The following is a 24,416-nucleotide window of genomic DNA, read 5'->3' as shown; positions in this document are numbered from 1 at the left end:
GGATAGCCGTTCACCCGGACCCGTCACGCCGCGGAGACCCCCGTCACGCAGCACGTGCGCGACGACGACCTTCCAGACGCGCAAGGATGCGGTCCGCGCCCACCGCAGCGCCGCGGCGGACCTCGCATTCACACCGCTCGGCCAGCTCCCGACGGTCGCGGCCCGGGGCCTGCAGCGCCCCCAGCGTCACCCGGGCCCGCAGGCCGCGACTCCTGAGCACCCGGCGCATCGAGGCTCCGATCGAGTCGTCGCCCACGAAGCACGGCCCGGTCGTGTGCGCCCCCGCCGCGTCGACATACTCCACCAGCACCGGCTGGACGGGCCGCTGCGCGTCGACCGCGGCCTGGAACAGCGCCGGCCGGAACCGACCGAACGCCCGACCACACCACGTGGTCCCCTCCGGAAAGACGATCACCGTGTCCCCCGCGAGCAGCCGATCCCGCGCGGTGGCGACCGTGTCCGGCAGGCCGCGCAGGTTGCCCCGCTCGATGGGGATCACCCCGGCCCGCCGGGCCACGCCACCGAGCAGCGGCCAGGTCAGCAGGTCGGCGCGGGCGACGAACCGACCCGGCAGCACCGCCGCGAGCACCAGGACGTCGAGCCACGAGACGTGCCCGGCCACCACGAGCGTCCCGCCGGGCACTCGGGCCGGCGATGCGGACACGTCGATCCGGATACCGATGCCGCGCAGTGCTGTTCGCGCGAACATTCGATGGCATGCCACCCGCGGCTGCCGCGGGAGCAGTCGCACGATCGGCAGCAGCACCGACGCCRACGCCACCGCCACCAGCGCGATCCAGCGGCCGCACGCGAGCGCGACCGGGACCCGCTCGGGGCGCCGCGGCAGGCAACCGTCGCCGCACGGGCTCGTCGGCAGCCACGAATGACTCATGCCGCGGCCTCGATCACCGCCGACGCGCGCCGCAACCGCTCGAGGTAGCGGGTGTCGGCGTCGTGCAGGCTCTGCAGGGCCACGAAGTCGGCGACACCGAAGTCCGGGTCGTGCGCGGGTTCGCCGCAGATCTTCGCGCCCAGCCGCAGGTAGCCACGCAGCAGCGGCGGCACCGACGGCCGCAGCGGCGCGGCGATGTCGTCGAGGGGACGGCCGTCCACCCGGACCGGACGCAGCGGTCGCGCCCACGTCGACGGATCGGCGGCGTGGCGGCTCAGCAGGAAATCGCGCACGCCGCGCACGTTCGCACCGGCAACCGCGTCGGGGCGGTCCTGCATCGGCACCGACACACAGCCCATGACGGTGTCGTGGCCGGTGAGCTGCAGGTAGTGCAGGATCCCCGCCCACATCAGTGCCAGGACCGAGCCCGAGCGGTGGTCGACGTCCACACAGGCCCGTCCCATCTCGACGACCCGCCGTCTCGCAGGGTCGAGCGCCGACAGGTCGAACTCGGTCGCGGTGTAGTAGCCCCCGGCCGCGACCGCGGCGTCGGGCGGCAGCATCCGATAGCAGCCGACGAAGTCACCGGAGACGTTGTCGCGGACGAGGAGATGGTCACAGAAGTCGTCGAACCGATCGGCATCGATCCGCTCGGCAGACGGGGGGAGGACGAAGCCGGGTTCGGCGGCGAACACGCGGTAGCGCAGGCGCTGCGCCGCCTCACGATGCTCGCGGTCGGAGGAGACGAGGAGGGAGTAGCGGGATCTGGTGGTCCCTGAAGTCACGGGCGCGGTGTAGACGGTCTCGACGAGTGGCGAAGTTGTCATGCCAGAGGTCTATCGAGCCCGTCCGGCGACGAGGCATCAGCCGCATGTCGACGGGATGCCGGTTCGGTGAACGTCACTGCCGCGCGCGAATTGACGCCCCGCGCGCACGATTGCACGCGCGGGAGACGAATTCGCGCGCGCGGCGGCTGTGGACAACGTCGGAGTTGTCCACAGCAGCGCGAACAGGCGTCGCGCATCGCATCTGCGACGTCGAAGATCGAGGCCATGACCGAGCCTGCACCTCGAACACTGAGACGACGCGATGCGCTCTCCCGAGGCTTCACCGACGCCGAGATCCGCACGCTCTGCCGAAACGGAGGTCTGCGCAGGCTCCGTCCGGGCACATACCTGAGCGCAGTAGCCGATGCCTCGATGGACCCCGCGCAGCGACACCGCGAACTGATCCGGGCGACGCTACCGGGACTGAATCCCGACGCCGTCGTCAGTCACCAGTCCGCCGCGGTGCTGCACGGCCTGTCATTGTGGGACATCCCACTCGACCGCGTATACGTCACGCGGAACCGGACGGGAGGTGGACGGCGCACCCGGCACTTCGCCCAGGCCAGGATGCCGGCGATGCCGTGTTCGCAGAAAAGCAACGTGAGGACAGGATCCGCGACGCCGGCTGGGAGGTCGCGCGGTGGACGTGGCGAGACCTCGACCGTCCGGACGTGATCGGAGCGAGAGTTCGTCGATCGATGCAGCGGCGCGACGACCGGCCCCGCCCCCTGGGCGCGGTGCTGCGCGCGAATTGACGCCCCGCGCGCACGATTGCGCGCGCGGGAGACGAATCCGCGCGCAGCGGGAAGTGGACGGGCACAACACAAAACCCCCGCCACCGGAACCGGTGACGGGGGCGTGCGAGCCTGGGACTGGGATCAGCCCTTGTGAGCCTTGACAGCCTCGGTGAGCTGCGGTGCGACGTTGAACAGGTCGCCGACGACGCCGAAGTCCGCGATCTCGAAGATCGGGGCCTCTTCGTCCTTGTTGACCGCGACGATGGTCTTCGAGGTCTGCATGCCGGCGCGGTGCTGGATGGCACCGGAGATGCCGAGCGCGATGTACAGCTGCGGCGAGACCGTCTTACCGGTCTGACCGACCTGGAACTGGCCCGGGTAGTAGCCGGAGTCGACGGCGGCGCGCGATGCACCGACGGCGGCACCGAGCGAATCGGCGAGCTCCTCGACGACCGAGAACTTGTCGGCGCTGCCGACGCCACGGCCACCGGAGACGACGACCGACGCCTCGGTGAGCTCCGGACGATCGCCACCGACGATCGGGGCACGCGAGACGACCTTGACGGCGCTCTCGTCCTGAGCCGGAACCTCGACGACGACCTGCTCGCCGGCAGCAGCCTGCGGCTGGGCCTCGACGGCACCCGGGCGGACCGAGATGACCGGAACCTCGCCGTTGGCCTTGGCCTCGACGGTGAACGCGCCACCGAAGATCGAGTGGACGGCGCTGCCGTCGGCCTTGACCTCGACGACGTCGGACAGCAGGCCGGAGCCGATGCGAGCTGCCAGGCGACCGGCAACTTCCTTGCCCTCGGTGCTGGCGGCGGTGACGACGGCGGCCGGGCCGGCGGTCTCGACCAGGCCGGCGAGGACGTCGACCTTGGGGGTCACGAGGTAGCCGTCGATGTCGTCGGACTCGGCGACGTAGATCTTCGCGGCACCGGCGGCAGCCAGCGCGTCGGCCAGCTTCGCGGCGGTACCGGCCGGGCCGGTGACGACGGCAGCCGGCTCACCGAGAGCGCGGGCGGCCGTGATGAGCTCGGTGCTGACCTTCTTGAGTGCACCCTCGGCGTGCTCGACGAGCACGAGTACTTCTGCCATTGCTTACTTCTCCCTGTCTTCTCTGCTGGTCTCGAGGGGGCGCGATCAGATGATCTTCTGGCCCACGAGGTACGCGGCGATCTTGGAGCCGCCGTCGCCCTCGTCGGCGACACGCTCACCAGCGGTACGCGGGGGCTTGGGGGTGGATGCGGTGACGGTGGTGCCGGCGTTGGCGACGCCCACGGTCTCCGGATCGACGCCGAGGTCGGCCAGGGTGAGGACCTGAACTTCCTTCTTCTTCGCGGCCATGATGCCCTTGAAGGACGGGAAGCGGGGCTCGTTGATCTTCTCGGTGACCGAGACGATGGCCGGCAGACCGGCCTCGAGGCCGAAGACGCCCTCGTCGGTCTCGCGCTCGCCGGTGACCTTGCCGTCGGCGAGGGTCAGCTTGCGCAGCTGCGTGAGCTGCGGCAGGCCCAGGTACTCGGCGATGATGGCCGGGACGGCGCCGATGCGGCCGTCGGTGGCCTCGTTGCCGGCGATGACGAGATCGGCGGCCTCGCCGTTCTCGAAGCCGATCTGGCCGAGGGCCGCGGCGAGGGTCCAGCCGGTCTGGACGGCGTCGGAGCCGTGCAGGGCGGGATCGTTGACGTGGACGGCCTTGTCGGCGCCCATCGACAGAGCCTTGCGGATGGCGTCGGTGGCACGGTCCGGTCCGGCGCACAGCACGGTGACCTCGCCGCCCTGGGCCTCCTTGATGAGGAGAGCCTCTTCGACTGCGCGCTCGTTGATCTCGTCGAGCACGGCGTCGGCGGCCTCGCGGTCAAGCGTGAAGTCGCCGTCGGAGAGCTTGCGCTCGGACCACGTGTCGGGGACCTGCTTGATCAAAACGACGATGTTCGTCATGGGTCTTCGTCGACCTCCTGTGTCTATCTACCTGATGATCGCGAGCGGCTCCGCGAGATGCCGAGCTCTCGTAAGTAATTTCGTTGCACGTTGGCTGTGCGACAGATTACCCCACGTTAAGTTACCCACGGGTAACTTAGGCGAAATCCGGTCTCACCATAACCGCCTACCGGGCGTTTCATGCGTGTGATGTGGACCACCCCGACCGCCGTCGACACCGCGGGCACTAACCTCGCTGGGGTGAGCGAATCCACAGTTGGTTCCACCGCCGAGTCCCTCGACACCACGACGCCGTCCCCCGACGACGCCGCGACGCTGCCGTTGACCGGCGAGCGGACCGTGCCCGGAATCCCCGAGGAGAACTACTGGTTCCGGCGCCACGAGGTGGTCTACCGCGACCTGCTCCCCCGCTGCACCGGCCGCACCGTCCTGGAGGCCGGATCCGGAGAAGGCTACGGCGCCAACATGATTGCCGACGTCGCGAGCAAGGTCACCGGGCTCGACTACGACATCTCCGCCGTCGAACACGTCCGTGCCCGGTACCCCCGGGTGGAGATGCTGCACGGCAACCTCGCGGAGCTTCCGCTCGCGGACGGTTCCGTCGACACGGTCGTGAACTTTCAGGTGATCGAGCACCTGTGGGACCAAGCGCAGTTCCTGCGCGAGTGCCACCGTGTCCTGACGCCGGGCGGCGAGCTGCTCGTCAGCACGCCCAACCGGATCACGTTCTCCCCCGGCCGGGACACCCCCCTCAACCCGTTCCACACGCGTGAACTCAACGCCGCCGAGCTCACCGAACTGCTCGTCGAGGCCGGCTTCCGGGTGGCGGTCATGACCGGCGTCCACCACGCCGCGCGTCTGCGCGCGCTCGACACCAAGCACGGCGGCTCGTTCATCGACGCCCAGATCGACCGCGCCCTGGCCGGCGAGCCGTGGCCCGAGGATCTCACCCGGGACGTCGAGGGCATCGACGTCGACGACTTCGAACTCCGCGAAGCCGACATCGACGACAGCCTCGACCTCGTCGCCATCGCGATCAAGGATCCTGTGGCATGACCGGCACTCAGGGGGGTCGGGCCGCCGAGGCCCGAGAGCCGGGCATGTTCTGCCTGGTCCTGCACTCGCATCTGCCGTGGCTCGCGAACCACGGCCGGTGGCCGGTGGGCGAGGAGTGGCTGTACCAGTCGTGGGCGGCGACGTACCTGCCGGTGACGGCCGTGTTGCGCCGGCTCGCCACGGAGGGCCGCTCACGGCTGCTGACGCTCGGCATCACGCCGGTGCTCGCTGCCCAACTGGACGACCCGCACTGCCTTGACGGCATGCACCACTGGCTCGGCAACTGGCAGATCCGCGCGCACGAGGCGGCGGGGATGCCGTCGGCGTCACACAAGGAACTCGGTGCGCGCGAGCACCGCGCGTCCGCCACGGCGCTCGCGGACTTCGAAACCCGTTGGCGCCACGGCGGATCCGCGGTGATCCGCGAACTGATCGACGCCGAGGCGATCGAACTGCTCGGCGGCCCGCTGGCCCATCCGTTCCAGCCGTTGCTCGATCCCCGCCTGCGCGCGTTCTCGCTCGCGGAGGGCCTCGCGGACGCGAAGGCCCGCTGGGACCACACACCGTCCGGCATCTGGGCGCCCGAGTGCGGCTACACGCCGGGCATGGAAATCGGTTACGCAGCCGCGGGCGTGTCGCACTTCATGGTCGACGGCCCCGCGCTGCGCGGCGACACGTCGGCGGGTCGGCCGGTGTGGGACTCCGACGTCGTCGCGTTCGGCCGCGACCTCGAGGTCAGCTACCGCGTGTGGTCCCCCAAGACCGGGTACCCGGGCCACGCCGCCTACCGCGACTTCCACACGTACGACCACGACACCGGGCTCAAGCCCGCGCGCGTCACCGGGCGCAGTGTGCCGTCCGAGCAGAAGGCCCCGTACGACCCGGACCTGGCCGCCGCGGCGATCGACAAGCACGTCGAGGACTTCGTCGAGACGGTCCGACGACGACTCCGCAGCGAGTCCGAGCGCATCGGCAGGGACGCACTGGTCGTCGCCGCGTTCGACACCGAACTCTTCGGGCACTGGTGGTTCGAGGGCCCGCAGTGGCTCGAGAAGATGCTGCGCGCGCTGCCCGAGGCCGGGATCGACGTCGGCACCCTCGCCGATGCACGCGCCCGTGGCTACGTCGGCGCACCCGTGGAACTGCAGGACTCGTCGTGGGGTTCGGGCAAGGACTGGCGGGTGTGGGCCGGCGACCAGGTTTCCGACCTGGTCCAGCTCAACGCGGAGGTCGTGCAGACCGCACTCGACACCATCGACAAGTCGCGCGATGCGAATCCGGGCAGACCGGAACTTCGCAATCGGGTCCACGACCAGATGTTGCGTGAGACGCTGATGGCGGTCTCGAGCGACTGGGCGTTCATGGTCAGCAAGGACTCGGCAGCCGGGTACGCGCGGGATCGGGCCCACAAGCACGCCCACGCGCTGCGGGAAATCGCCGACGCGGTCGCGTCCGGCCGGGACGACGTCGCACGCCGTCTCGCGGACGGATGGAACGCCGCCGACGGCCTGTTCCCCGCCCTCGACGCGCGGCGCCTGCCCGGTCCGCTGACTGATACAGCCGCATTCGCTGGGAGCGTGTGATGAAGATTCTGATCGTGTCGTGGGAGTACCCGCCGGTCGTGGTCGGCGGGTTGGGACGGCACGTCCATCACCTCGCGACCGAACTGGCCGCCGCCGGCCACGAGGTGGTGGTGCTGTCGCGGCGGCCGTCGGGCACCGATCCGACGACGCACCCGACCGTCACGGAGATCTCCGAGGGCGTTCTGGTGGTCGCGGTCGCCGAGGATCCGCCACACTTCATCTTCGGTGAGGACATGCTGGCGTGGACGCTCGCGATGGGCCACGCGATGGTCCGCGCCGGGGTCGCGCTGTCGAAGGGCGGCATCGGTGAGGGCTGGCAGCCCGACGTCGTCCACGCCCACGACTGGCTGGTGGCGCATCCGGCGATCGCCCTCGCCGAGTTCTACGACGTCCCGCTGGTCTCGACGTTGCACGCGTCGGAGGCAGGCCGGCACAGCGGCTGGATCTCGGGGCGGATCAACCGTCAGGTCCACTCGGTGGAGTGGTGGCTGGCGAACGAGTCGGACTCGATCATCACGTGCTCGGCGTCCATGGAGGACGAGGTCACTCAGCTGTACGGGCCCGAACTGCCGCCGATCACGGTGATCCGCAACGGCATCGATGTCACCACGTGGAGCTACCGCCCGCGCGCACCGCGGTCGGGGCCGGCGACGCTGCTGTACGTCGGACGGCTCGAGTACGAGAAGGGCGTGCAGGACGCAATCGCCGCACTCCCCCGGATCCGGCGCAGCCACCCGGGCACGACGCTGGCCGTCGCGGGCGAGGGGACCCAGTTCGAGTGGCTGCAGCAGCAGGCCCGCACGCACCGAGTGGCACGTTCGGTGACGTTCCTCGGCAACCTCGACCACGAGGAGCTGCTGAGCTGGCTGCACGGCGCCGACGCGATCGTGCTCCCCAGCCGGTACGAGCCGTTCGGGATCATCGCCCTCGAGGCGGCCGCCGCGGGCACACCGCTGATCACCTCGACCGCGGGCGGGCTCGGCGAGGCCGTCGTGGACGGCGTGACCGGACTGTCGTTCGAGCCGGGGGACGTGGACGGACTGACCTCCGCGGCCCGCGAGGTGCTCGACGATCCCGCCGCCGCTCAGACGCGGGCGCGGGCGGCTCGCGAGCGGCTGACCGCCGACTTCGACTGGCGCAAGGTCGCCGAGGAGACGGTCCAGGTGTACTCGGCGGCCAAGCGCCGCGTGCGGCATCCTTTGGCACGCCCCGAGATTCCCGAGCGCCCGCTACCCGGTCGGTAGCGGGCCGCCCGGCCCACGCCCGAGCCCACTCACTGTGAGGCGCCGGCGCCGTTCCCGTTGACGGCGGCGGCGCCGTTCATGGTCTTCTTGCGGGCGATGTCCTCGAGCGCGGCGATGTACTTCGCCCGCTCCGCGGCGCCGGCCTCCCAGTCGACGCGACGGTTCTTGACCGCCTTGGCGGGCGAGCCGACGGCGATGCTGAAGTCGGGGATCTCGCCCTTGACGACGGCGTGCGCGCCCAGCACGCAGCCGCGGCCGACGCGCGTGTTCCGCAGGACCGTGACCTTCGCGGCGATCCACGTGTCCGGTCCGATGCGCACCGGTCCCTTGACGATGCCCTGATCCTTGATCGGGACGTTCACGTCGTCCATCCGGTGGTCGAAGTCGCAGATGTAGCACCAGTCCGCGACGAGGGTCGACGCACCGATCTCGATGTYGAGGTACGTGTTGACGACGTTGTCCTTGCCGAAGACGACCTTGTCGCCGATCCGCAGGGATCCCTCGTGGCAGCGCAGGGCGTTGCCGTCACCGATGTGCACCCACTTGCCGATCTCCAGGCGGGAGAGTCCCGGCGTCGAGTGGATCTCCACGTTCTTGCCGAGGAACACCATGCCGCGCGTGATGATGTGCGGGTTGGCGAGTTTGAACTTCGCCAGACGGTAGTAGCGAACCAGGTACCACGGTGTGTACGCCTTGTTCGCGATGACCCACTTCAGCGAGGCCGGCGTCAGGAAACGTGCCTGCTCACTGTCCCGACGTCGGGATCCACGCCACCTCGAGCGCAACGGTGCGCCCCACATGCTCGTCATGACACGTAAGCCTACGGACCGCCACTGTGCGCCCCGTCACGTGCCCCGTCCGGTCAGAGGGCGGCGTGCCTGCTCACGCTGTGGCCGCCCCACGAGTGACCACTCCAGCGCGGCTTGACCCACACCTGACGCCGCCGGGTGCGCCGACGACGCGACGCCCGGACCCAGTCGTCGTCGTGCGCGACCGCATACGCCACCAGCGCCCCACCGAGTGCGGTGACGAGCATCGCGACCACCGACGCCATCACCAACCCGATCGCGCCGGCGATGCCGGCGACGAGCATCGAGGTGACGACACGGCCCGCGGACGGCGATCCGAGGAGGTGGTTGTCGATATCGGAGACCCCAGGACCGGGGTCGACTGTGACCGCTTCGGATTCTGTCCGCGTTCCCGGCTGCATGGATCTATTAGACACAATTCCTCGCCGCGTGTCGCAGCGGATTTCGATAAACGATCGGCAACGATAGTTTCCCCGACGAATTACATCCATGGCGTTCACTCCAACAGGACAATTCAGTCGGGATCAGCCACACAGTGCGGTCTCGACCGAGACGTACGGCAACGCGTGCGCCAGCGCCACCGGCGCGTGCGTCACCTGACCCGACCAGGCATTCAATCCCATCGCCAGCGCACGGTCGGCGCGCATCGCCCCGCGCCAACCCTTTTCCGCGATCACCGAGACAAACGGCAACGTAACGTTTACCAACGCGCGGGTGGACGTATGGGGAACAATGCTCGGCATATTGGGAACCGCATAAATAATAGAATTGTGAACCATATAGGTGGGTTGGTCGTGGGTCGTGGGACGCGAATCCTCGAAGCACCCGCCCTGATCGATCGCGATGTCCACCAGCACACTGCCCGGCAGCATCCGGGACACCTGCTCGGACGAGACCAACCGCGGCGCGCGGGCACCGTGCACCAGCACGGCGCCGATCACCAGATCCGCGTCGACCAGCGTCCGCTCGAGTTCCGTCCGGGTCGACACGACGGTCGAGATACGGGCCCCGAAGCGGGCGTGCAGCGCGCGTAGGCGCTCGACGTCGCGGTCGAACACGGTCACCCGTGCGCCCATCCCCACCGCGACCGCCGTGGCGTGGGTCCCGGCGCTCCCGGCGCCGATGACCACGACACCGGCAGGTGGAACGCCGGGCACCCCGCCGAGCAGGATGCCGCGTCCGCAGCCGCCCGCGGTGGATTGCAGCGCGTGCGCCCCGACCTGCGTGGCGAGGCGGCCGGCAACCTCGCTCATCGGTGCCAGCAGCGGGAGCGAGCCGTCGGCGCGTTCGACCGTCTCGTACGCGATCGCGGTGACGCCACTCGACAGCAACGCCTCGGTGCACTCGAGCGACGCCGCGAGATGCAGGTAGGTGAACAGCACCTGCCCCCGTCGCATCAGTTCGAACTCCGGCGCGAGCGGCTCCTTGACCTTCACGATCAGGTCGGCCTCGGCCCAGACGTCTTCGGCGTGATCGACGATCCGGGCCCCCGCGGCGACGAACTCACCGTCGGACATCGACGAACCGTCGCCCGCCCCACGCTCGACGACGACGTCGTGTCCCTGCGCACGCAGTTCGGTGACCGAGAGCGGGGTCAACGCGACCCGCAGCTCACCGCTCTTGATCTCCTTCGGCACACCAATTCTCATGATGCCTCCTCCGCGCGGACCTGCCGGGTCACGGAACTGCCGGGTCCCGACGCGCTGCGGATCGGGCGGGATCGAAGCGCGGATCGTGGGACCTTCATCGAGGGTCCCACGAAATGCGCCGGGGCGGTTCGGCGACCGCACATCGCAGCCGGGATAATCTCTGGTCCGAGCAGATCCCTACCCAAGGAGATGTAATGCGGCGTGCCCTACGGTCGTCGGCGGCGGCGCTGACGGCGATCTCGGCCCTCCTCCTCGCAGGATGCGGCGGGGATTCCGGCACCGCGGACGTCTTCGGTGCGGGCGGATGGCCGGGAATGCACGCCGATGCGCGGAGCAGCAACACGAGCCCGGTGACGGGATCCCGGTCGCTCGACTTCCAGTGGTCCCGCCCGATCGGCGGCCCCACCCCCACGAACGCCTCGGTGGCGGCGAACGGACAGGTCTTCCTCACCGCACGCACCGACGAGGGCTGCAACCTCCTCTCGTTCCAGATCGACACCGGCCGCAAGCGCTGGTGCACCCGGATCGGCCCGGGCGCCGCGACCTCGACTCCCGTGGTGGACGCCGCCACCAACATCTACATCGGCGACGAGGGCGCGATGAGCTCGTTCAACGAGCGCGGCCAGTTGCGCTGGCGTACACCGGTGTCCGGCACTCCGCGGTCCGCCCAGTTCACCGGCGACGGCAACCTGCTGTTCATCACGCAGCTCGGCCAGATCAACGTCCTCGATCCGCAGACCGGCTTCAAGGTGGCGCCGTCGTACGACCTGATCCCGCCGGCGTCGTACACGCAGGGCGCCAACGTCGAGCCCGTTCCGAACGACCAGGGCCTCGACGGGTGCCTCGCCGGCGGGCAACAGTGCCCGGTCGCGAACACGCCGGCGATCGATCTGGACAACGGTCGCTTCGTGTTCACATTCTGGCGCCCCTTCGCCCCACAGGCCGACCTGGTCGCGATGCGCTACACCGGAGGTGACGATCCGAGGATCGTCGAGGACTGGTCGACCGGCACCCTGCCGGGCGGCCCCGCCGGCGGCCCGAACCTGTCCGCGGACGGAAAGACCGTGTACACCAACGACAATGCCGGGCACCTGTGGGCCGTCGACGCCGAGACCGGTGAACCGCGGTGGAGCTACGACGTCGGCTACCCGGCCCTGGGCACCCCGTCCACGTCCGCCGGCGGACTGATCATTCCTGCCGGCGCGGAGAAGGGTCGGCTGCTGGCGGTGCGCGATCGCGGCGACCACGCCGAACTGGTGTGGGAGCGAGCCGATCTGCTGCAGCTCGGCGTGCCCGCGCAGACCGCCGGCACCACCGGATACACCGTCGTCCGGGACGGCGACGCCGGACTCGCACTGCTGACGTTCGACACCGAGACCGGCGAAACGCTCGACCAGGACCCCCTGCCCGGGGCCACCGGGTTCACCGTCGGTACCTCGATCGGACCGGACGGCGAGGTGCTCACCCCGACCCTGATCGGGGAACTGTTCGTCCTGAAGTAGGCGTCAGTCCCGCGCGGCACACACGAAAGCGACGGGCGTCCGGCCGATCCTGGTGAGTACCACCGACATCGGCGTGGTGCCGCGCAGTTTCAGGCGCGGCCGCAGCACCGCCGGATCGATGTCGAGACCACGGACCAGGATCTCCGCCGACCCGCAGTCGCGCGCGGCCAGTTCCTGCCGCAGCGCCTTCTCGGTGTACTTGAGCCGCGCCAGTATCCGGAAACCGCGCACGCCGTCGGGCACGCTGTCGCCGGTCAGGTAGGCGATCCGCGGATCCAGCTGCCACAACCCGTGCCGGGCCGCGTAGTGGCGCACCAGGCCGGACCGCACGACGGCTCCGTCCGGGTCGATGATCCACTCCCCCGGTTCGCGCTCCGGGATGTCGTCGGGCTCGGCGTCGGTGATCTCCCAGGTCGTCCCGTCCGAACGCAGCACGCTCGCCCGGCGCCGCACGCCTGGGCCTGCCAGCCCCGGCGACCACAGGCACGCCTCGCGCACCCCGCCGTCGAGCGAGACCACCTCCACCTCGCCGTCCCAGTCGAGCCGGTCGAAGTCGAGGCCCGGGGCGCACTTCACCGCGAGATCACGCCCGGCGTAGACGTCGAGCAGGTCCGGCAGCGGCGGCATCAGGGCCGCCGGGTCGTGTGTGCGCCTACCGCCGGAACGTCGTGCGGGGTCGGCGATCACGACGGTGTCGCGGGTACAGGGTCGTAGCGCGTCGGCGCGCACGAGTGTCGCGCCGGGAACATTGTGGGCCGCCATCGCCAACCGGACGGGGTCGAGATCGCTGCCGATCACGGTGTCCGCCACCGGAACCAGCGCCGAAAGCTCGGCACCGATCGAGCAGGTGACGTCGTGGACGCGGCGGCCCGCGAGCCGGACGCCGCGGTGCCGCGCCACCACGATCGGCGTCGCCTGCTGCAACGCGTCGTCGGTGAACAGCCAGGACTCGGCACCGTCCAGCTTGGCCTGCGCCTTGCGCCGCAGCAGCACCGTCTCGATCAGCAGTGCCGCGCGGTCACCGAAACGCGCACGCGCCCGGCCGATGTCGGCCAGTCGCGTACGCGTCGACAGCTCCGATTCCGCCGTCTCCGCCAGCGCCGCGATGCCGTCCGCGCTGCGCAGGTATCCGACGTCGTCGGTCGTGAAGTCGTATCCCAAAGCTCGTTCGGCTCAGTTCAGTCGGTGGCGCCCGGCTTCACGCCGGTGATCATCACGTTGTAGAAGAAATTGCGCGGAACCACGTGCTGGAGCACCTTGTCGTCCAGCCAGCTCAGCGACTTGAAACCACCGAACGCGAACCTGGCCCAGCCCCAGCCCAGCTTCTCCGGCGGCACGGCGGCCTCGAAGGTGCGGACCGGCCAGCCGAGCAGCGCGGCGGCGAACTCCTCCGTCTTGGCCTTCACCTCGACGGCGCCGGCCGACTTCGCGATGTTCTCGAGGTCGGTGGGATCGAACGTGTGCAGGTCGACGACGGCCTCGAGCGCGGCGGCACGGGACGACTCGTCGAGCTCGGCCTGCGGACGACGCCAGTCGGACAGGAACGGCAGCTTGGTGACGTTCGTGGTCGCAGCCCACGTCGCGCGCCCGAGCCAGCGGGCGTAGAAGTTGCCGATGGTGCTGGGCTCGCCGGCGAAGACGAACCGGCCGCCCGGCTTGAGCACGCGCAGCACCTCGCGCAGCGACTGCTCGACGTCCGGGATGTGGTGCAGGACCGCATGGCCGACGACGAGGTCGAAGGTGTCGTCCTCGTACGGGATGGTCTCGGCATCGGCGACGCGGCCGTCGACGGGCAGCCCGAGGTGCTCCGCGTTGCGCATCGCGACCTTGACCATGCCCGGGGACAGGTCGGTGACCGAACCGGTCTTCGCGACGCCGCCCTGCATGAGGTTGAGCAGGAAGAAGCCCGTTCCGCAGCCCAGTTCCAGCGCCCGCTCGTACGGCAGCGGCTGATCGCCCGCGACGGCGTCGAACCGGCCCCGCGCGTACTCGATGCAACGCTCGTCGTACGAGATGGACCACTTGTCGTCGTAGGTCTCCGCTTCCCAATCGTGGTACAGGACCTGGGCGAGCTTCGTGTCCTTCAACGCAGCCTCGACCTCTTCGGCGGTTGCGTGCGGGTTCGGCGCGGGATCGATCCCGTCGTTCGGGCTAGCAGTCATGCAGCGAATCCTACCCAATGGTAAGGAATGAACAAGTTCTAGTTTTGGGCCTCGGGGGGCCCGATTTGCGCACTTGCCGCGGTTCCGGACGACCGGAAACGCCGACAAGTGCGCAAATCGCGGTGAGCTCTACTTGCCGGTGAACTTCGCCTTGCCGGGGCCGTTCTCGACGAACGACTCCATGCCGATGGTGCGGTCCGCGGTCGCGAACAGCGACGCGAACAGGTGCTGCTCGATCTTCAGGCCGGTCGCCAGGTCGGTGTCGAGGCCCTGATCGATCGCGGCCTTCGCGGCGGCGATCGCGCGGCTCGCGGCGCCGGTGAACTGCGACGCCCACTTGCGGGCGGCGTTGTACACCTCGTCGGGAGCGACCATCTCGTCGATCAGGCCGATCTGCAGGGCCTCCTCGGCGCCGACGAAGCGGCCCGTGAACACCATGTCCTTGGCCTTCGCCGGGCCCACCAGGCGGGCGAGGCGCTGCGTGCCGCCACCGCCGGGAATGACGCCCAGCAGGATCTCCGGGACACCGAGCTTGACGTTGTCGCCGGCGATGCGGCGATCCGCACCCAGCGCGACCTCGAGGCCGCCGCCCAGCGCGTAGCCGGTGATGGCGGCGACGGTCGGCTTCGGGATGTCGGCGATCGCACCGAGCGCCGACTGCAGGTCGGCGATGATCTCGCTCATCTGCACGAAGTCGAGCTCCGCCATCTCCTTGATGTCGGCGCCCGCGGCGAACACCTTCTCACCGCCGTAGACGATGACAGCCTTGACCTCCGGATCGACGGTGGCCTGCCGGGCCGCGGCCCGAATCTCTTCCTGCACCTGACGGTTCAGCGCGTTCATCGGGGGGCGCGCCAGACGGATCGTACCGATACCTTCGGAAACCTCGAGGGTCACAAACTCAGCCATGTGACTGAGGCTACTGGTCGGCGCCCCAGGGCAACGCCCCGGTGTCGTAGTACCCCTCGTCGCCGGGGAAGGCCACCCGCGGCTTGCCGTCCACGAAGCTCAGCTCGGGCAGGATCGGCGAGATCTCCGGCTCCGCAGCCAGAATCGCGTCGACGCCGTCGAACCGGCCGAGCGCGGCGAGCTGACTCCACGTGGGCGGCAACAGGACACTGCGACGCTCACGCCAGTCGTCGACGGCCGCAGCCGGAGTCCGCCACGAGACCTCCGCGGCCTCCGACGTGTCACCGTCCGCCAACTGCCCCTCCGGGAGCACCGCGACGAAGAAGCGCGTGTCGTACCGGCGCCCCTCCTGGACGGGGGTGATCCAGTTGGCCCACGGGCGCAGCAGATCCGTTCGCAGGACCAGGTTCTCGCGCGCGAGGAAGTCCGCGAACGACAGCTCCCGCGACTCGAGCTGGCGACGCGCCCGCGCGTACCCGGTGGTGTCGGCGACGACGGTGTCGACGGTGGGGCCGGCCAGCAGCACGCCGCACTCCTCGAACGTCTCACGAACCGCCGCGCACACGAGGGCCTTGGCACGGGCATCGTCGACGCCGAACCTCTCGGCCCACCACGACAGCGGCGGACCGGCCCAGCGGACGTCGGCGTCCCCGTCGGACGGATCCACGCCGCCGCCGGGAAACACCGTCATACCGCCCGCGAATGCCATCCCCGCCACACGCCGCAGCAGGAAGACCTCGACGCCCGCGTCGCCGTCGCGCACGAGCATCACGGTGGACGCGTCCTTCGGCGCCGGGACGGTGGTGTCCGGTGCGGTGGTATCCGGTGCGACGGCGCCGACGGAAGCGGCGCCCGACTCTCGAGAAGTTCCCATATCCGGAACCTACGCCCCGAGTGACGAACGCCTCACCACCGGTCCGGTCCGCGTGTCAGGCCCGGTGCAGGCCGGGATGCCGCGTGCGGCGGGCGAAGAATCGGCCGTCGACGCGGTCGAGGGTGATCGCCTGGCTGAAAGCCTCGCTCAGGTTCTCGGCCGTGATGACGTCGTCGAGCAGGCCCTGCGAGACCACGCGGCCCTCCGAGAGCAGCATCGCGTGCGTGAAGCCCGGCGGGATCTCCTCGACGTGATGGGTGATGAGCACCGTCGCCGGCGAATCCGGGTCCGCGGCCAGGTCACCGAGGCGCGCGACGAGTTCCTCACGGCCACCGAGGTCGAGGCCCGCGGCAGGCTCGTCGAGGAGCAACAGTTCGGGGTCGGTCATGAGCGCACGAGCGATCAGCACGCGCTTGCGTTCACCCTCGGACAGCGTCCCGTAGGTGCGGGTCGCGAGATGCTCGGCGCCGAGACTCTCGAGCATCTCGACGGCCCGCTCGGTGTCCATGTCCTCGTAGCGTTCCCGCCAGCGTCCGAGCACCGAGTAACCGGCCGACACCACCAGATCGCTCACGATCTCGTCGGCCGGAACCCGATGCGCGAGCGCCGACGACGACAGCCCGATCCGTGGCCGCAGCTCGGTGATGTCGACCTTGCCGAACGTCTCGCCGAACAGTCGGGCCACGCCGGCGGTCGGGTGGACCTCGGCGGCGGCCATGCGCAGCAGCGACGTCTTGCCGGCGCCGTTGGGGCCGAGCACGACCCACTTCTCGTCCAACTCCACTTGCCAGGAGACCGGGCCGACGAGGGTCGCTCCGCCACGGCGAATCAGGACGTCTTCGAAATCGATGAGGAGATCAGGATCTGGTTCCGACACAGCGACCATCTTCCCGTACTCGGTTGCGGCCGCATCGACTGGACCCGGACCTGCGTGTCGCCCTGGGGATCAGGGAATCGGGGCGATCACCGTCATCGAACCGGGTGCCACCTCGGTGAACCCCGCATCCCGCACCGCCACAGCGGCACCCCTGCCGACTTCGTCACACAGCGCGGCCCACGACCGCGGGTCGGCGTCCCGGACGGCGCAGCGGAATCCGTCTGCCGCCCACTGCCGCACGCGGTCGACGGGCATGGCACCCGCCAGGATCATCGACGCGTGCCCCACCTGGGCGGCGGCCTTGCCGACCGTCATCTCGAGGGACGCGTCGATCCACAGCGTCGGCAGTGCCGGGTCGACCGGTCCCGGCTCGTCGTGGTCCAGGTCGGTGCCGCCGATCTGCAGCTTCTTGATCCGCGGATCGAGGTCGCCCACCCGCCCCGGGACGAGCGCGCGGGCCTGCGCGCCGTCCACGTCGACGGTGACGCCGTCGACGTCGCACGCCGCGAGCCACTGGGCTCCGCGGGCGCGGCGGGCCACCTTGCGGATGCGGGCGTCGGTCCACTCCCGGACCGCGTGCTGCCACGGCCCCGGCTCGCCGCCGGCGTCCGGCCCGACACGCTCGTCGAGACACAACGCGACGGTCGCGGAGGCGGCCGCGGCGAGCAGCGCGCTCCGCGCGGGCGGTTCGATCTTCGGGATGTGCAGCACGATCGGCATCGCCAGCACCTGAGCCGGATCGGCCGGATCCGGGCGGTTGCCGTATCCGGCGGCCAGCACGGCGTGGCGTGCCGCGAAACCGTCCCCGGTCAGGGTCATGCGATCGGCACGCGCCGCACGACACCGTCCACCGCGTCGGCGGCCTCGACCTCGTCGCGGGTCACGCCGAGCACGAACAGCACCGCATCGAGGAACGGATGCGACAGCGCGGTGTCCGCGACCTCGCGCAGCGCCGGCTTGGCGTTGAACGCCACACCCAGACCGGCCGCGGTCAGCATGTCGATGTCGTTGGCGCCGTCGCCGACCGCGACGGTCTGCTCCATCGGCACCCCGACCTCGGCGGCGAACTTGCGCAGCGCGACCGCCTTCGCGGCGCGGTCGACGATGTCGCCGACCACACGCCCGGTGAGCTTGCCGTCGACGATCTCGAGGGTGTTGGCCTGGACGAAGTCGAGCTCGAGCTCGTGCGCGAGGCCCTCGATCACCTGACGGAAACCACCCGACACGACACCGCAGTGGTAGCCGAGGCGCCGCAGCGTCCGGATCGTGGTCCGCGCACCGGGCGTGAGCTGCAGATCGGCGGCGACGTCGTCGATGACCGACGCGTCGAGTCCGGCGAGGGTCGCGACGCGCTGGTGCAGGGACTCGGTGAAGTCGATCTCGCCGCGCATTGCCGACTCGGTGACCGCGCGGACCTCGTCCTCGACACCGGCCCGCGCCGCGAGCATCTCGATGACCTCACCCTGCACGAGCGTCGAGTCGACATCGAACACGATGAGCCGCTTGGCGCGCCGGGCGAGCCCGCCGCGCTCGACGGCGACGTCGACGTTCTCACCGGCCGCGACCTCGGCCAGGCCGGCACGCAGCTGCGCGTCCGCCTCGACGCCGGTGCCCGACGCGGTAACCATCAGCTCGAGGCCGGTGACCGGATAGTCGGCGACACCGCGGATGGAGTCGATGTTGGCGCCCTGCCGTGCCAGCTCACGCGACAACGAACGGAACGCCCGGGCGCTGACCGGGCTGCCGAGCACGACGACCGCGTGGGTCGACACCTGACGGCTCGCCGCGTCGGCGCCGATCTCGACATCGACGTTCATGCCGACCGTGTCCATCGCCTCCTCGAGCTCCTCCTGGAGGGCTTCCGGGTCGGCGGGACACAGGACCAGCACGCCGAGCGTGAGGCGACCGCGGATCACCACCTGCTCGACATCGAGCAGGCTCACATCGTGGCGGGACAGTGCCCCGAAGAGCACCGACGTGACGCCGGGCCTGTCCGGACCTGTAACCGTCACCAGAACAGTGGCGTCTGACGCACCCACCGAGAACTCCGTTCGTTTGGGCTCGAACTACGTACAAAGAAATCCGGCCCCCATTCTGCCAAGTCGAGGTGGCGGCACGGGAAAGGCCCCGCCAGCTCCCTCGACATCGGGGATCGGGCGGGGCCTTCCGGCAGAGCAGGGACCTTCCGGTCCGCTAGGACTTGCTGTCTTCCAGGACCGCGGTGGCGTGCTTGCCGCCGTGTCCGATACCGACATGAGCCTCGTCGCGCAGGCGCTCGACCATGTGCGGGTAGTGCAGCTCGAACGCCGGACGCTCCGAACGGATCCGGGGCAGCTCGGTGAAGTTGTGGCGCGGCGGCGGGCAGGTGGTGGCCCACTCGAGCGAGTTGCCGTAGCCCCACGGGTCGTCGACCTTGACGACCTCGCCGTACCGGTAGCTCTTGAAGACGTTCCACAGGAACGGCAGCGTCGAGGCACCGAGGATGAACGAGCCGATCGTGGAGATCGTGTTCAGCGTGGTGAAGCCGTCGCTGGGCAGGTAGTCCGCGTAGCGACGCGGCATGCCCTCGGCACCGAGCCAGTGCTGGACCAGGAAGGTGGAGTGGAAGCCGACGAACGTGGTCCAGAAGTGCCACTTCGCGAGGCGCTCGTCCATCATGCGGCCGGTCATCTTCGGGAACCAGAAGTAGATACCCGCGTAGGTGGCGAACACGATGGTGCCGAAGAGCACGTAGTGGAAGTGCGCGATCACGAAGTACGTGTCGGTGACGTGGAAGTCGATCGGCGGGCTTGCGAGCAGGACGCCCGACAGACCACCGAAGAGGAAGGTCACGAGGAAGCCGACCGAGAACAGCATCGGCGACTCGAACGTCAACTGTCCCTTCCACATCGTTCCGATCCAGTTGAAGAACTTCACACCGGTCGGGACCGCGATGAGGAACGTCATGAAGGAGAAGAACGGCAGCAGGACGGCGCCCGTCGCGTACATGTGGTGCGCCCACACGGCGATCGACAGGGCCGCGATGGCCATCGTGGCGTACACCAGACCGCTGTAACCGAAGATCGGCTTACGCGAGAAGACCGGGAAGATCTCCGAGACGATGCCGAAGAACGGCAGCGCGATGATGTACACCTCGGGGTGACCGAAGAACCAGAACAGGTGCTGCCACAGCAGGACGCCACCGGTTGCCGGGTCGAAGATGTGGCCACCGAGGTGACGGTCGACGAACAGGCCCATGAACGCGGCGGTGAGCAGCGGGAACGCCAGCAGGATGAGGATGGCGGTGATGAGGATGTTCCACGTAAAGATCGGCATCCGGAACATGGTCATGCCCGGTGCGCGCAGGCACACGATGGTGGTGATGAAGTTGACGCCACCGAGGATGGTGCCCAGACCGGCAACCGCGAGGCCCAGGATCCACAGGTCCGCACCGATGCCGGGCGAGTGCAGCTCGCTCGTCAGCGGGGTGTAGGCGGTCCAGCCGAAGTCGGCCGCGCCACCCGGGGTGATGAAGCCGGCGGTGGTGATGATGGCGCCGAACAGGTACAGCCAGTAGCTGAACGAGTTCAGACGCGGGAACGCCACGTCGGGCGCGCCGATCTGCAGCGGAACGATGTAGTTCGCGAAGCCGAACACGACCGGGGTCGCGTACAGCAGCAGCATGATCGTGCCGTGCATCGTGAACAGCTGGTTGAACTGCTCGTTGGACAGGAACTGCAGGCCCGGAACAGCGAGTTCGGTTCGCATCAGCAGGGCCATGAGGCCACCGATGAGGAAGAAGGCGAACGACGTCACCAGGTACATGATCCCGAGCACCTTGGGGTCGGTGGTCGTGATCATCTTGTAAATGAACGAGCCCTTGGGTCCCTGCCGTGGCGGGTAAGGCCTCGCTGCTATCTCTGGGACTGGCTGGGGCGCTACGGCAGTCACTAATCCTCCTGAATGTGCCCTTGATCGCTCCGCAGGCTCCGCTCTGAGCGCCGATCCCGGGCTGGCGAGATAGGCGTTCGCTGGCTTGCGCTCATCGAATCGTAGACGGTGCCTTCGGGGCCCGCGGACCGGGTCCTACTCCCTGTCGTACTCGGGCCGTAGTTCCCTCGGCCCACAGAGCCGCGAGCAGGACTTTAGTCCCCCACCGGACCATCCGCCGGATGCGTCACGGCGTGTCGGTGCCGGTCGACCGACGCCCGAGCGTCACACCACAGAAGTCGACCACCGGGAACCCCACATCCCCGGTTGTTAAGGTTTTGCTTACCTAACCCCCTTCCTCTTGGAGTCTCGACCCGTGCACACACAGACCCGACGCCGCACCCTCACGTCCCTGGCCGCAGTCGGCGTGGCCGTCAGCCTCGCCCTCACCGGTTGCTCGTCCAGCGGGAGCACCGCCGATACAACGGCGTCCGCGACCGACGAGTTCCCGCGGACCGTCCAGCACTTCCGCGGCGCGACCGACATCGACGCCCAGCCGCAGCGGATCGTCACGCTCGACAACAGCTACGCGGACGCCGTCCTGCTGCTCGAGTCCCCTCTCGTCGGCTACGTCGACTACCGCGGACAGGGCCTGCCCGACTACCTCGGCGACGCGCGCGACAAGTACGCCGCCGACGCCACCTCGGTCGGCAAGGTGTCCAACGCGAGCCTCGAGAAGGTCGCGCAGCTGCAGCCGGACCTGATCCTCTCCGCCGAGGTCCGCGACGGAAAGAACTACGAGGCGCTCTCCGCCCTCGCCCCGACGGTGTTCTCCCAGTCGACCGGCCCCACGTGGAAGGACAACATCCGCCTCGTCGCGAAGGCTCTCGGCAAGGAGGATCTGGCCGAGCAGAAGATCGGCGAATACGAGGCCCGGGCGAAGGCGATCGGCAACGAGATCAACGCCAAGGCGGACAACCCCGACGTCTCCGTCGTGCGCTTTGCCGGCGAGCCGACCGCCCGCCTCTACCGGACGACGTCGTTCAGCGGCATCGTCCTCGCCGACGCCGGACTGGCCCGGCCGGACAGCCAGGGCCCGGACCCGGCCGACGCCGGCAGCATCATGAACTCGATCAGCCCCGAGCGGATCAACGAGGCCGACGCCGACGTCGTCTTCGTCGCGACGTACGAGGATCCCGAGGGCAAGTCGATGAAGGCGGCGGAGGCCTTCCTGCAGAACCCACTGTGGGGGACGCTGAAGGGCCGCATCGTGGAGGTCGACGACGCGATGTGGATGACGCCGGTCAGCATCCAGGGCGCGCACAAGATCCTCTACGACCTCGCGCAGGCATTCGGGGTGGATCCGCACAACGGCTAACCTGAGTCGGCCGCACCCGCCGAGCTCGTCGAACAGGAAGTCGTCGCATTGTCCAGTTCCCAGCCCGTCCGCACCGTCCGTCGAACCGCCGTGGCCGCGATGGCGGCCGCGACGCTGGTGGGACTCGCCGGCTGCAGCAATACGCCGGACGACGACGCGAGCACGATCGTGCGGACCACGACGAAGATCGCCGGCGCGGGTGTCGTGGGCATCGAACGCGACACCCACGCCGCGTGTGCGCCGGCCACCCCGGCCGACCCCGGGGCCCCGGATCCGCAGCGCATCGTCGTACTCGACAGCGCCGCAATGGATTCGGTATGCGCACTGGGACTGTGGCAGCGCGTCGTGGGTGCCGCGACGTCCGACGCCGGAACCCCGCAGCCGTCGTACCTCGGTGCCGGGGTCTCGGCGCTGCCGAGCGTCGGACCGGCCGGCTCCCCCGACGTCGGCCTGATCGCGGCGGCCGCCCCCGACCTGATCCTGGGCTCCGAACCGGCCGATCCGGCACTCGCCGACCGCCTTCGGGCGGTGGCACCCACCGTGTTCGTCGGCGCCGACCCGGTGCAGTGGAAGGACCGCTTCCTCGCATCAGGGAAGGCGCTGGGTCGCGGCATCTCCGCGCAGCAGGCTCTCGACGCCTACACCGCGGATGCCGCCCGAGTCGGGGCCGAGATCAACGCCCGGCAGACGCAGGCGTCGGTGGTCCGGTTCGGTTCGGATTCCTTGGCGATCGAGGGGCCGGGCAGCTTCTCGGGTCAGGTCCTGGCCGACACCGGCGTACAGCGACCGGCGTATCAGCGACTCGACGTGGCGTCCAAGGACATCGACGATCTCGGCGACGCGGAGGGCGATCTGATCTATGTCAGCTTCGACGGACCGGGCGGGCTCGAACACGGAACGTCGGTCATGGAGTCCGACGACTGGCACGAACTCGGTGCCGTGACCGACAAGCGCGTCTTCGCCGTCGACGACGCGATCTGGAACGACGGCAACGGCCTCGTCGCAGCACGGGCGGTCGTCACCGACCTGCAGCGCAGCCTCAACGAGTACGTCAGCTAGGCCGACGATGCCGGTCCCCGAATTCGTTGCGGCCCTACGTGAACACGTCGGTCACGCCCCGCTGTTCCTGTCGGGCGTCAGCGCCGTCGTGATCGACGACGACGGTCGCCTCCTGCTCACCCAGCGGTCCGACAACGGCCGGTGGGCCGTCGTCTCCGGCATCCTCGAACCCGGCGAGAAACCCGGCGCCGCCGTCCTGCGGGAGATCCGCGAGGAAACCGGGGTGGACGCGGAACTGGTGCGTGTCACCAGCGTCGACACCGCCGGCCCCGTCACGTATCCCAACGGCGACATCGCCAGCTATCTCGACGTGTGCTTCCTCGTGCGCGCCGTGTCGGGTGAGGCGCGCGTCGCGGACGAGGAGAACCTCGACGTGCGTTGGTTCTCGCCCGACGGCCTCCCCGCCGACCTGACCGAGTCGTCACGGATGCGGATCGAGAAGGCGCTCGGCGACGACCCGCGGGCCTGGTTCGTCCGCGAGTGAGTGCGTCACTCCCCCTCAGCCTTTCGCGGTCTCCCACAACCCCATGACGTTGCCCTCGGTGTCCCGGAAGTAGGCGGCGAAGCCCATCTCGCCGACGGGCTGCTTCGCCGAGACCGTCGCGCCACCGAGCGACTCGATCTTCGCGAGCGCGGCATCGATGTCGGGGACGTCGATCGTGATCACCGGCCCCTGGGGATCCTGGTCCGCGCGCCGGAACATGCCGCCACCGATGTACCCGGGTTCGTTCGGCATCCCCGAATCCTCGACCGGCCCGGTGGACACGCCGGTGTACTCGAGCTCGGGCATCTCGGTGACGTTCCAGCCGAATGCCACCTTGTAGAAACTTCGTGCCCGGTCACCGTCGTCGAACGGTACCTCGAAATGCACTACTCGACCACTCATTACCGTCTCCTAGATCGTCGTCGGGCATCGTCGGCTCGGTCCTACAACCTCGACACTAGGCGCGGCTCACCTCCGCGACAACGGTCCGAACGAAACCTGGCCCTCGCCATTGCCTTTCG

At 69.4% G+C, this 24,416-nt stretch carries 24 protein-coding genes; 8 read left to right on the top strand and 16 right to left on the bottom strand.

Annotated features, from left to right (window positions below; genetic code table 11):
• Nucleotides 1–43: 43 nt before the first annotated feature.
• Together AB4Z09_RS12185 and AB4Z09_RS12180 are read right to left on the bottom strand one after the other, a co-directional pair.
• Nucleotides 44–892: a lysophospholipid acyltransferase family protein gene (locus AB4Z09_RS12185; RefSeq protein WP_442239801.1), complete on the bottom strand. Its 849-nt coding sequence runs from the start codon at nt 890–892 to the stop codon at nt 44–46.
• A complete protein-coding gene (locus tag AB4Z09_RS12180; RefSeq protein ID WP_114722533.1) occupies nt 889–1,719 on the bottom strand; it encodes a GNAT family N-acetyltransferase in 831 nt (276 codons plus the stop codon). Before AB4Z09_RS12180 ends, AB4Z09_RS12185 begins: the two co-directional genes overlap by 4 nt.
• Before the next feature lie 581 nt (nt 1,720–2,300).
• On the opposite strand from AB4Z09_RS12180, the gene AB4Z09_RS12175 reads away from it, so the two are divergent.
• Complete coding sequence (locus tag AB4Z09_RS12175) at nt 2,301–2,474, top strand: hypothetical protein (protein ID WP_254622588.1); 174 nt, start codon at nt 2,301–2,303, stop codon at nt 2,472–2,474.
• Nucleotides 2,475–2,597: 123 nt separating this feature from the next.
• Here AB4Z09_RS12175 and AB4Z09_RS12170 read toward each other — a convergent pair whose 3' ends face one another.
• Both AB4Z09_RS12170 and AB4Z09_RS12165 read right to left on the bottom strand, forming a co-directional pair.
• A complete protein-coding gene (locus tag AB4Z09_RS12170) occupies nt 2,598–3,554 on the bottom strand; it encodes an electron transfer flavoprotein subunit alpha/FixB family protein (RefSeq protein ID WP_114722535.1) in 957 nt (318 codons plus the stop codon).
• Nucleotides 3,555–3,599: 45 nt separating this feature from the next.
• A complete protein-coding gene (locus AB4Z09_RS12165; protein ID WP_114722536.1) occupies nt 3,600–4,400 on the bottom strand; it encodes an electron transfer flavoprotein subunit beta/FixA family protein in 801 nt (266 codons plus the stop codon).
• A 240-nt stretch (nt 4,401–4,640) separates the two neighbouring features.
• Between AB4Z09_RS12165 and AB4Z09_RS12160 the strand changes: the two genes are divergently transcribed.
• From AB4Z09_RS12160 to AB4Z09_RS12150, 3 genes are read left to right on the top strand one after another with little or no spacing between them, the layout of a single operon-like run.
• On the top strand, nt 4,641–5,456 hold the full coding sequence (locus tag AB4Z09_RS12160; protein WP_429519861.1) for a class I SAM-dependent methyltransferase: 816 nt from the start codon (nt 4,641–4,643) through the stop codon (nt 5,454–5,456).
• A complete protein-coding gene (locus AB4Z09_RS12155; protein ID WP_174911704.1) occupies nt 5,453–7,039 on the top strand; it encodes a 1,4-alpha-glucan branching protein domain-containing protein in 1,587 nt (528 codons plus the stop codon). The genes AB4Z09_RS12160 and AB4Z09_RS12155 overlap by 4 nt, the downstream gene beginning before the upstream one ends.
• Nucleotides 7,039–8,283 (top strand): glycosyltransferase family 4 protein, encoded by a 1,245-nt coding sequence (locus AB4Z09_RS12150; protein WP_114722537.1) that lies wholly within the window; start codon nt 7,039–7,041, stop codon nt 8,281–8,283. The genes AB4Z09_RS12155 and AB4Z09_RS12150 overlap by 1 nt, the downstream gene beginning before the upstream one ends.
• A 29-nt stretch (nt 8,284–8,312) precedes the next feature.
• On the opposite strand, the gene AB4Z09_RS12145 is transcribed toward AB4Z09_RS12150, so the two are convergent.
• The 3 genes from AB4Z09_RS12145 to ald form a co-directional block, all read right to left on the bottom strand.
• Nucleotides 8,313–9,092, bottom strand: a complete 780-nt coding sequence (locus AB4Z09_RS12145; RefSeq protein ID WP_442239800.1) for an acyltransferase — start codon at nt 9,090–9,092, stop codon at nt 8,313–8,315.
• Nucleotides 9,093–9,145: 53 nt separating this feature from the next.
• Nucleotides 9,146–9,493 (bottom strand): hypothetical protein, encoded by a 348-nt coding sequence (locus AB4Z09_RS12140; RefSeq protein WP_254622589.1) that lies wholly within the window; start codon nt 9,491–9,493, stop codon nt 9,146–9,148.
• A 123-nt stretch (nt 9,494–9,616) separates the two neighbouring features.
• A complete protein-coding gene (gene ald / locus AB4Z09_RS12135; RefSeq protein WP_174911707.1) occupies nt 9,617–10,741 on the bottom strand; it encodes an alanine dehydrogenase in 1,125 nt (374 codons plus the stop codon).
• Nucleotides 10,742–10,935: 194 nt separating this feature from the next.
• Between ald and AB4Z09_RS12130 the strand changes: the two genes are divergently transcribed.
• Nucleotides 10,936–12,243 (top strand): outer membrane protein assembly factor BamB family protein, encoded by a 1,308-nt coding sequence (locus AB4Z09_RS12130; RefSeq protein ID WP_442239799.1) that lies wholly within the window; start codon nt 10,936–10,938, stop codon nt 12,241–12,243.
• 3 nt (nt 12,244–12,246) lie between these two features.
• On the opposite strand, the gene AB4Z09_RS12125 is transcribed toward AB4Z09_RS12130, so the two are convergent.
• From AB4Z09_RS12125 to ctaD, 8 genes are all read right to left on the bottom strand, one after another.
• Nucleotides 12,247–13,404: a THUMP-like domain-containing protein gene (locus AB4Z09_RS12125; RefSeq protein WP_174911712.1), complete on the bottom strand. Its 1,158-nt coding sequence runs from the start codon at nt 13,402–13,404 to the stop codon at nt 12,247–12,249.
• A 17-nt stretch (nt 13,405–13,421) separates the two neighbouring features.
• Nucleotides 13,422–14,405 (bottom strand): class I SAM-dependent methyltransferase, encoded by a 984-nt coding sequence (locus AB4Z09_RS12120; RefSeq protein ID WP_114722542.1) that lies wholly within the window; start codon nt 14,403–14,405, stop codon nt 13,422–13,424.
• 129 nt (nt 14,406–14,534) lie between these two features.
• Nucleotides 14,535–15,314, bottom strand: coding sequence for an enoyl-CoA hydratase/isomerase family protein (locus AB4Z09_RS12115; protein ID WP_174911715.1), 780 nt, complete (start codon nt 15,312–15,314; stop codon nt 14,535–14,537).
• A 10-nt stretch (nt 15,315–15,324) separates the two neighbouring features.
• Nucleotides 15,325–16,188: an NUDIX hydrolase gene (locus tag AB4Z09_RS12110; RefSeq protein ID WP_442239798.1), complete on the bottom strand. Its 864-nt coding sequence runs from the start codon at nt 16,186–16,188 to the stop codon at nt 15,325–15,327.
• A 55-nt stretch (nt 16,189–16,243) separates the two neighbouring features.
• Nucleotides 16,244–17,074: an ABC transporter ATP-binding protein gene (locus AB4Z09_RS12105; protein ID WP_114722545.1), complete on the bottom strand. Its 831-nt coding sequence runs from the start codon at nt 17,072–17,074 to the stop codon at nt 16,244–16,246.
• Between the two features lie 60 nt (nt 17,075–17,134).
• Nucleotides 17,135–17,884, bottom strand: a complete 750-nt coding sequence (locus AB4Z09_RS12100; RefSeq protein WP_174911721.1) for a peptidyl-tRNA hydrolase — start codon at nt 17,882–17,884, stop codon at nt 17,135–17,137.
• Nucleotides 17,881–19,104, bottom strand: a complete 1,224-nt coding sequence (gene serB, locus AB4Z09_RS12095) for a phosphoserine phosphatase SerB (protein WP_174911724.1) — start codon at nt 19,102–19,104, stop codon at nt 17,881–17,883. The genes AB4Z09_RS12100 and serB overlap by 4 nt, the downstream gene beginning before the upstream one ends.
• 154 nt (nt 19,105–19,258) lie before the next feature.
• On the bottom strand, nt 19,259–20,995 hold the full coding sequence (gene ctaD, locus AB4Z09_RS12090; protein ID WP_114722548.1) for an aa3-type cytochrome oxidase subunit I: 1,737 nt from the start codon (nt 20,993–20,995) through the stop codon (nt 19,259–19,261).
• 391 nt (nt 20,996–21,386) lie between these two features.
• Between ctaD and AB4Z09_RS12085 the strand changes: the two genes are divergently transcribed.
• The 3 genes from AB4Z09_RS12085 to AB4Z09_RS12075 all read left to right on the top strand — a co-directional run bounded on the left by AB4Z09_RS12085 (nt 21,387) and on the right by AB4Z09_RS12075 (nt 23,895).
• Entirely contained in the window at nt 21,387–22,352 is a 966-nt protein-coding gene (locus AB4Z09_RS12085; protein WP_441346827.1) for an ABC transporter substrate-binding protein, read from the top strand.
• Between the two features lie 99 nt (nt 22,353–22,451).
• Nucleotides 22,452–23,411 carry an ABC transporter substrate-binding protein gene (locus AB4Z09_RS12080; protein WP_174914853.1) on the top strand — a complete coding sequence of 320 codons (960 nt, stop codon included), beginning with the start codon at nt 22,452–22,454 and terminating at the stop codon, nt 23,409–23,411.
• Nucleotides 23,412–23,418: 7 nt separating this feature from the next.
• Nucleotides 23,419–23,895 (top strand): NUDIX hydrolase, encoded by a 477-nt coding sequence (locus tag AB4Z09_RS12075; RefSeq protein ID WP_174911729.1) that lies wholly within the window; start codon nt 23,419–23,421, stop codon nt 23,893–23,895.
• Nucleotides 23,896–23,910: 15 nt separating this feature from the next.
• On the opposite strand, the gene AB4Z09_RS12070 is transcribed toward AB4Z09_RS12075, so the two are convergent.
• Nucleotides 23,911–24,297, bottom strand: a complete 387-nt coding sequence (locus AB4Z09_RS12070) for a VOC family protein (RefSeq protein WP_174911731.1) — start codon at nt 24,295–24,297, stop codon at nt 23,911–23,913.
• Nucleotides 24,298–24,416 lie beyond the last annotated feature (119 nt).

The organism is Rhodococcus sp. TAF43 (assembly GCF_052113525.1).
Classification (GTDB): Bacteria; Actinomycetota; Actinomycetes; order Mycobacteriales; family Mycobacteriaceae; genus Prescottella.
Note: the sequence above shows the minus strand (reverse complement) of the source record. Positions and strands in the feature narration are given on the sequence as shown.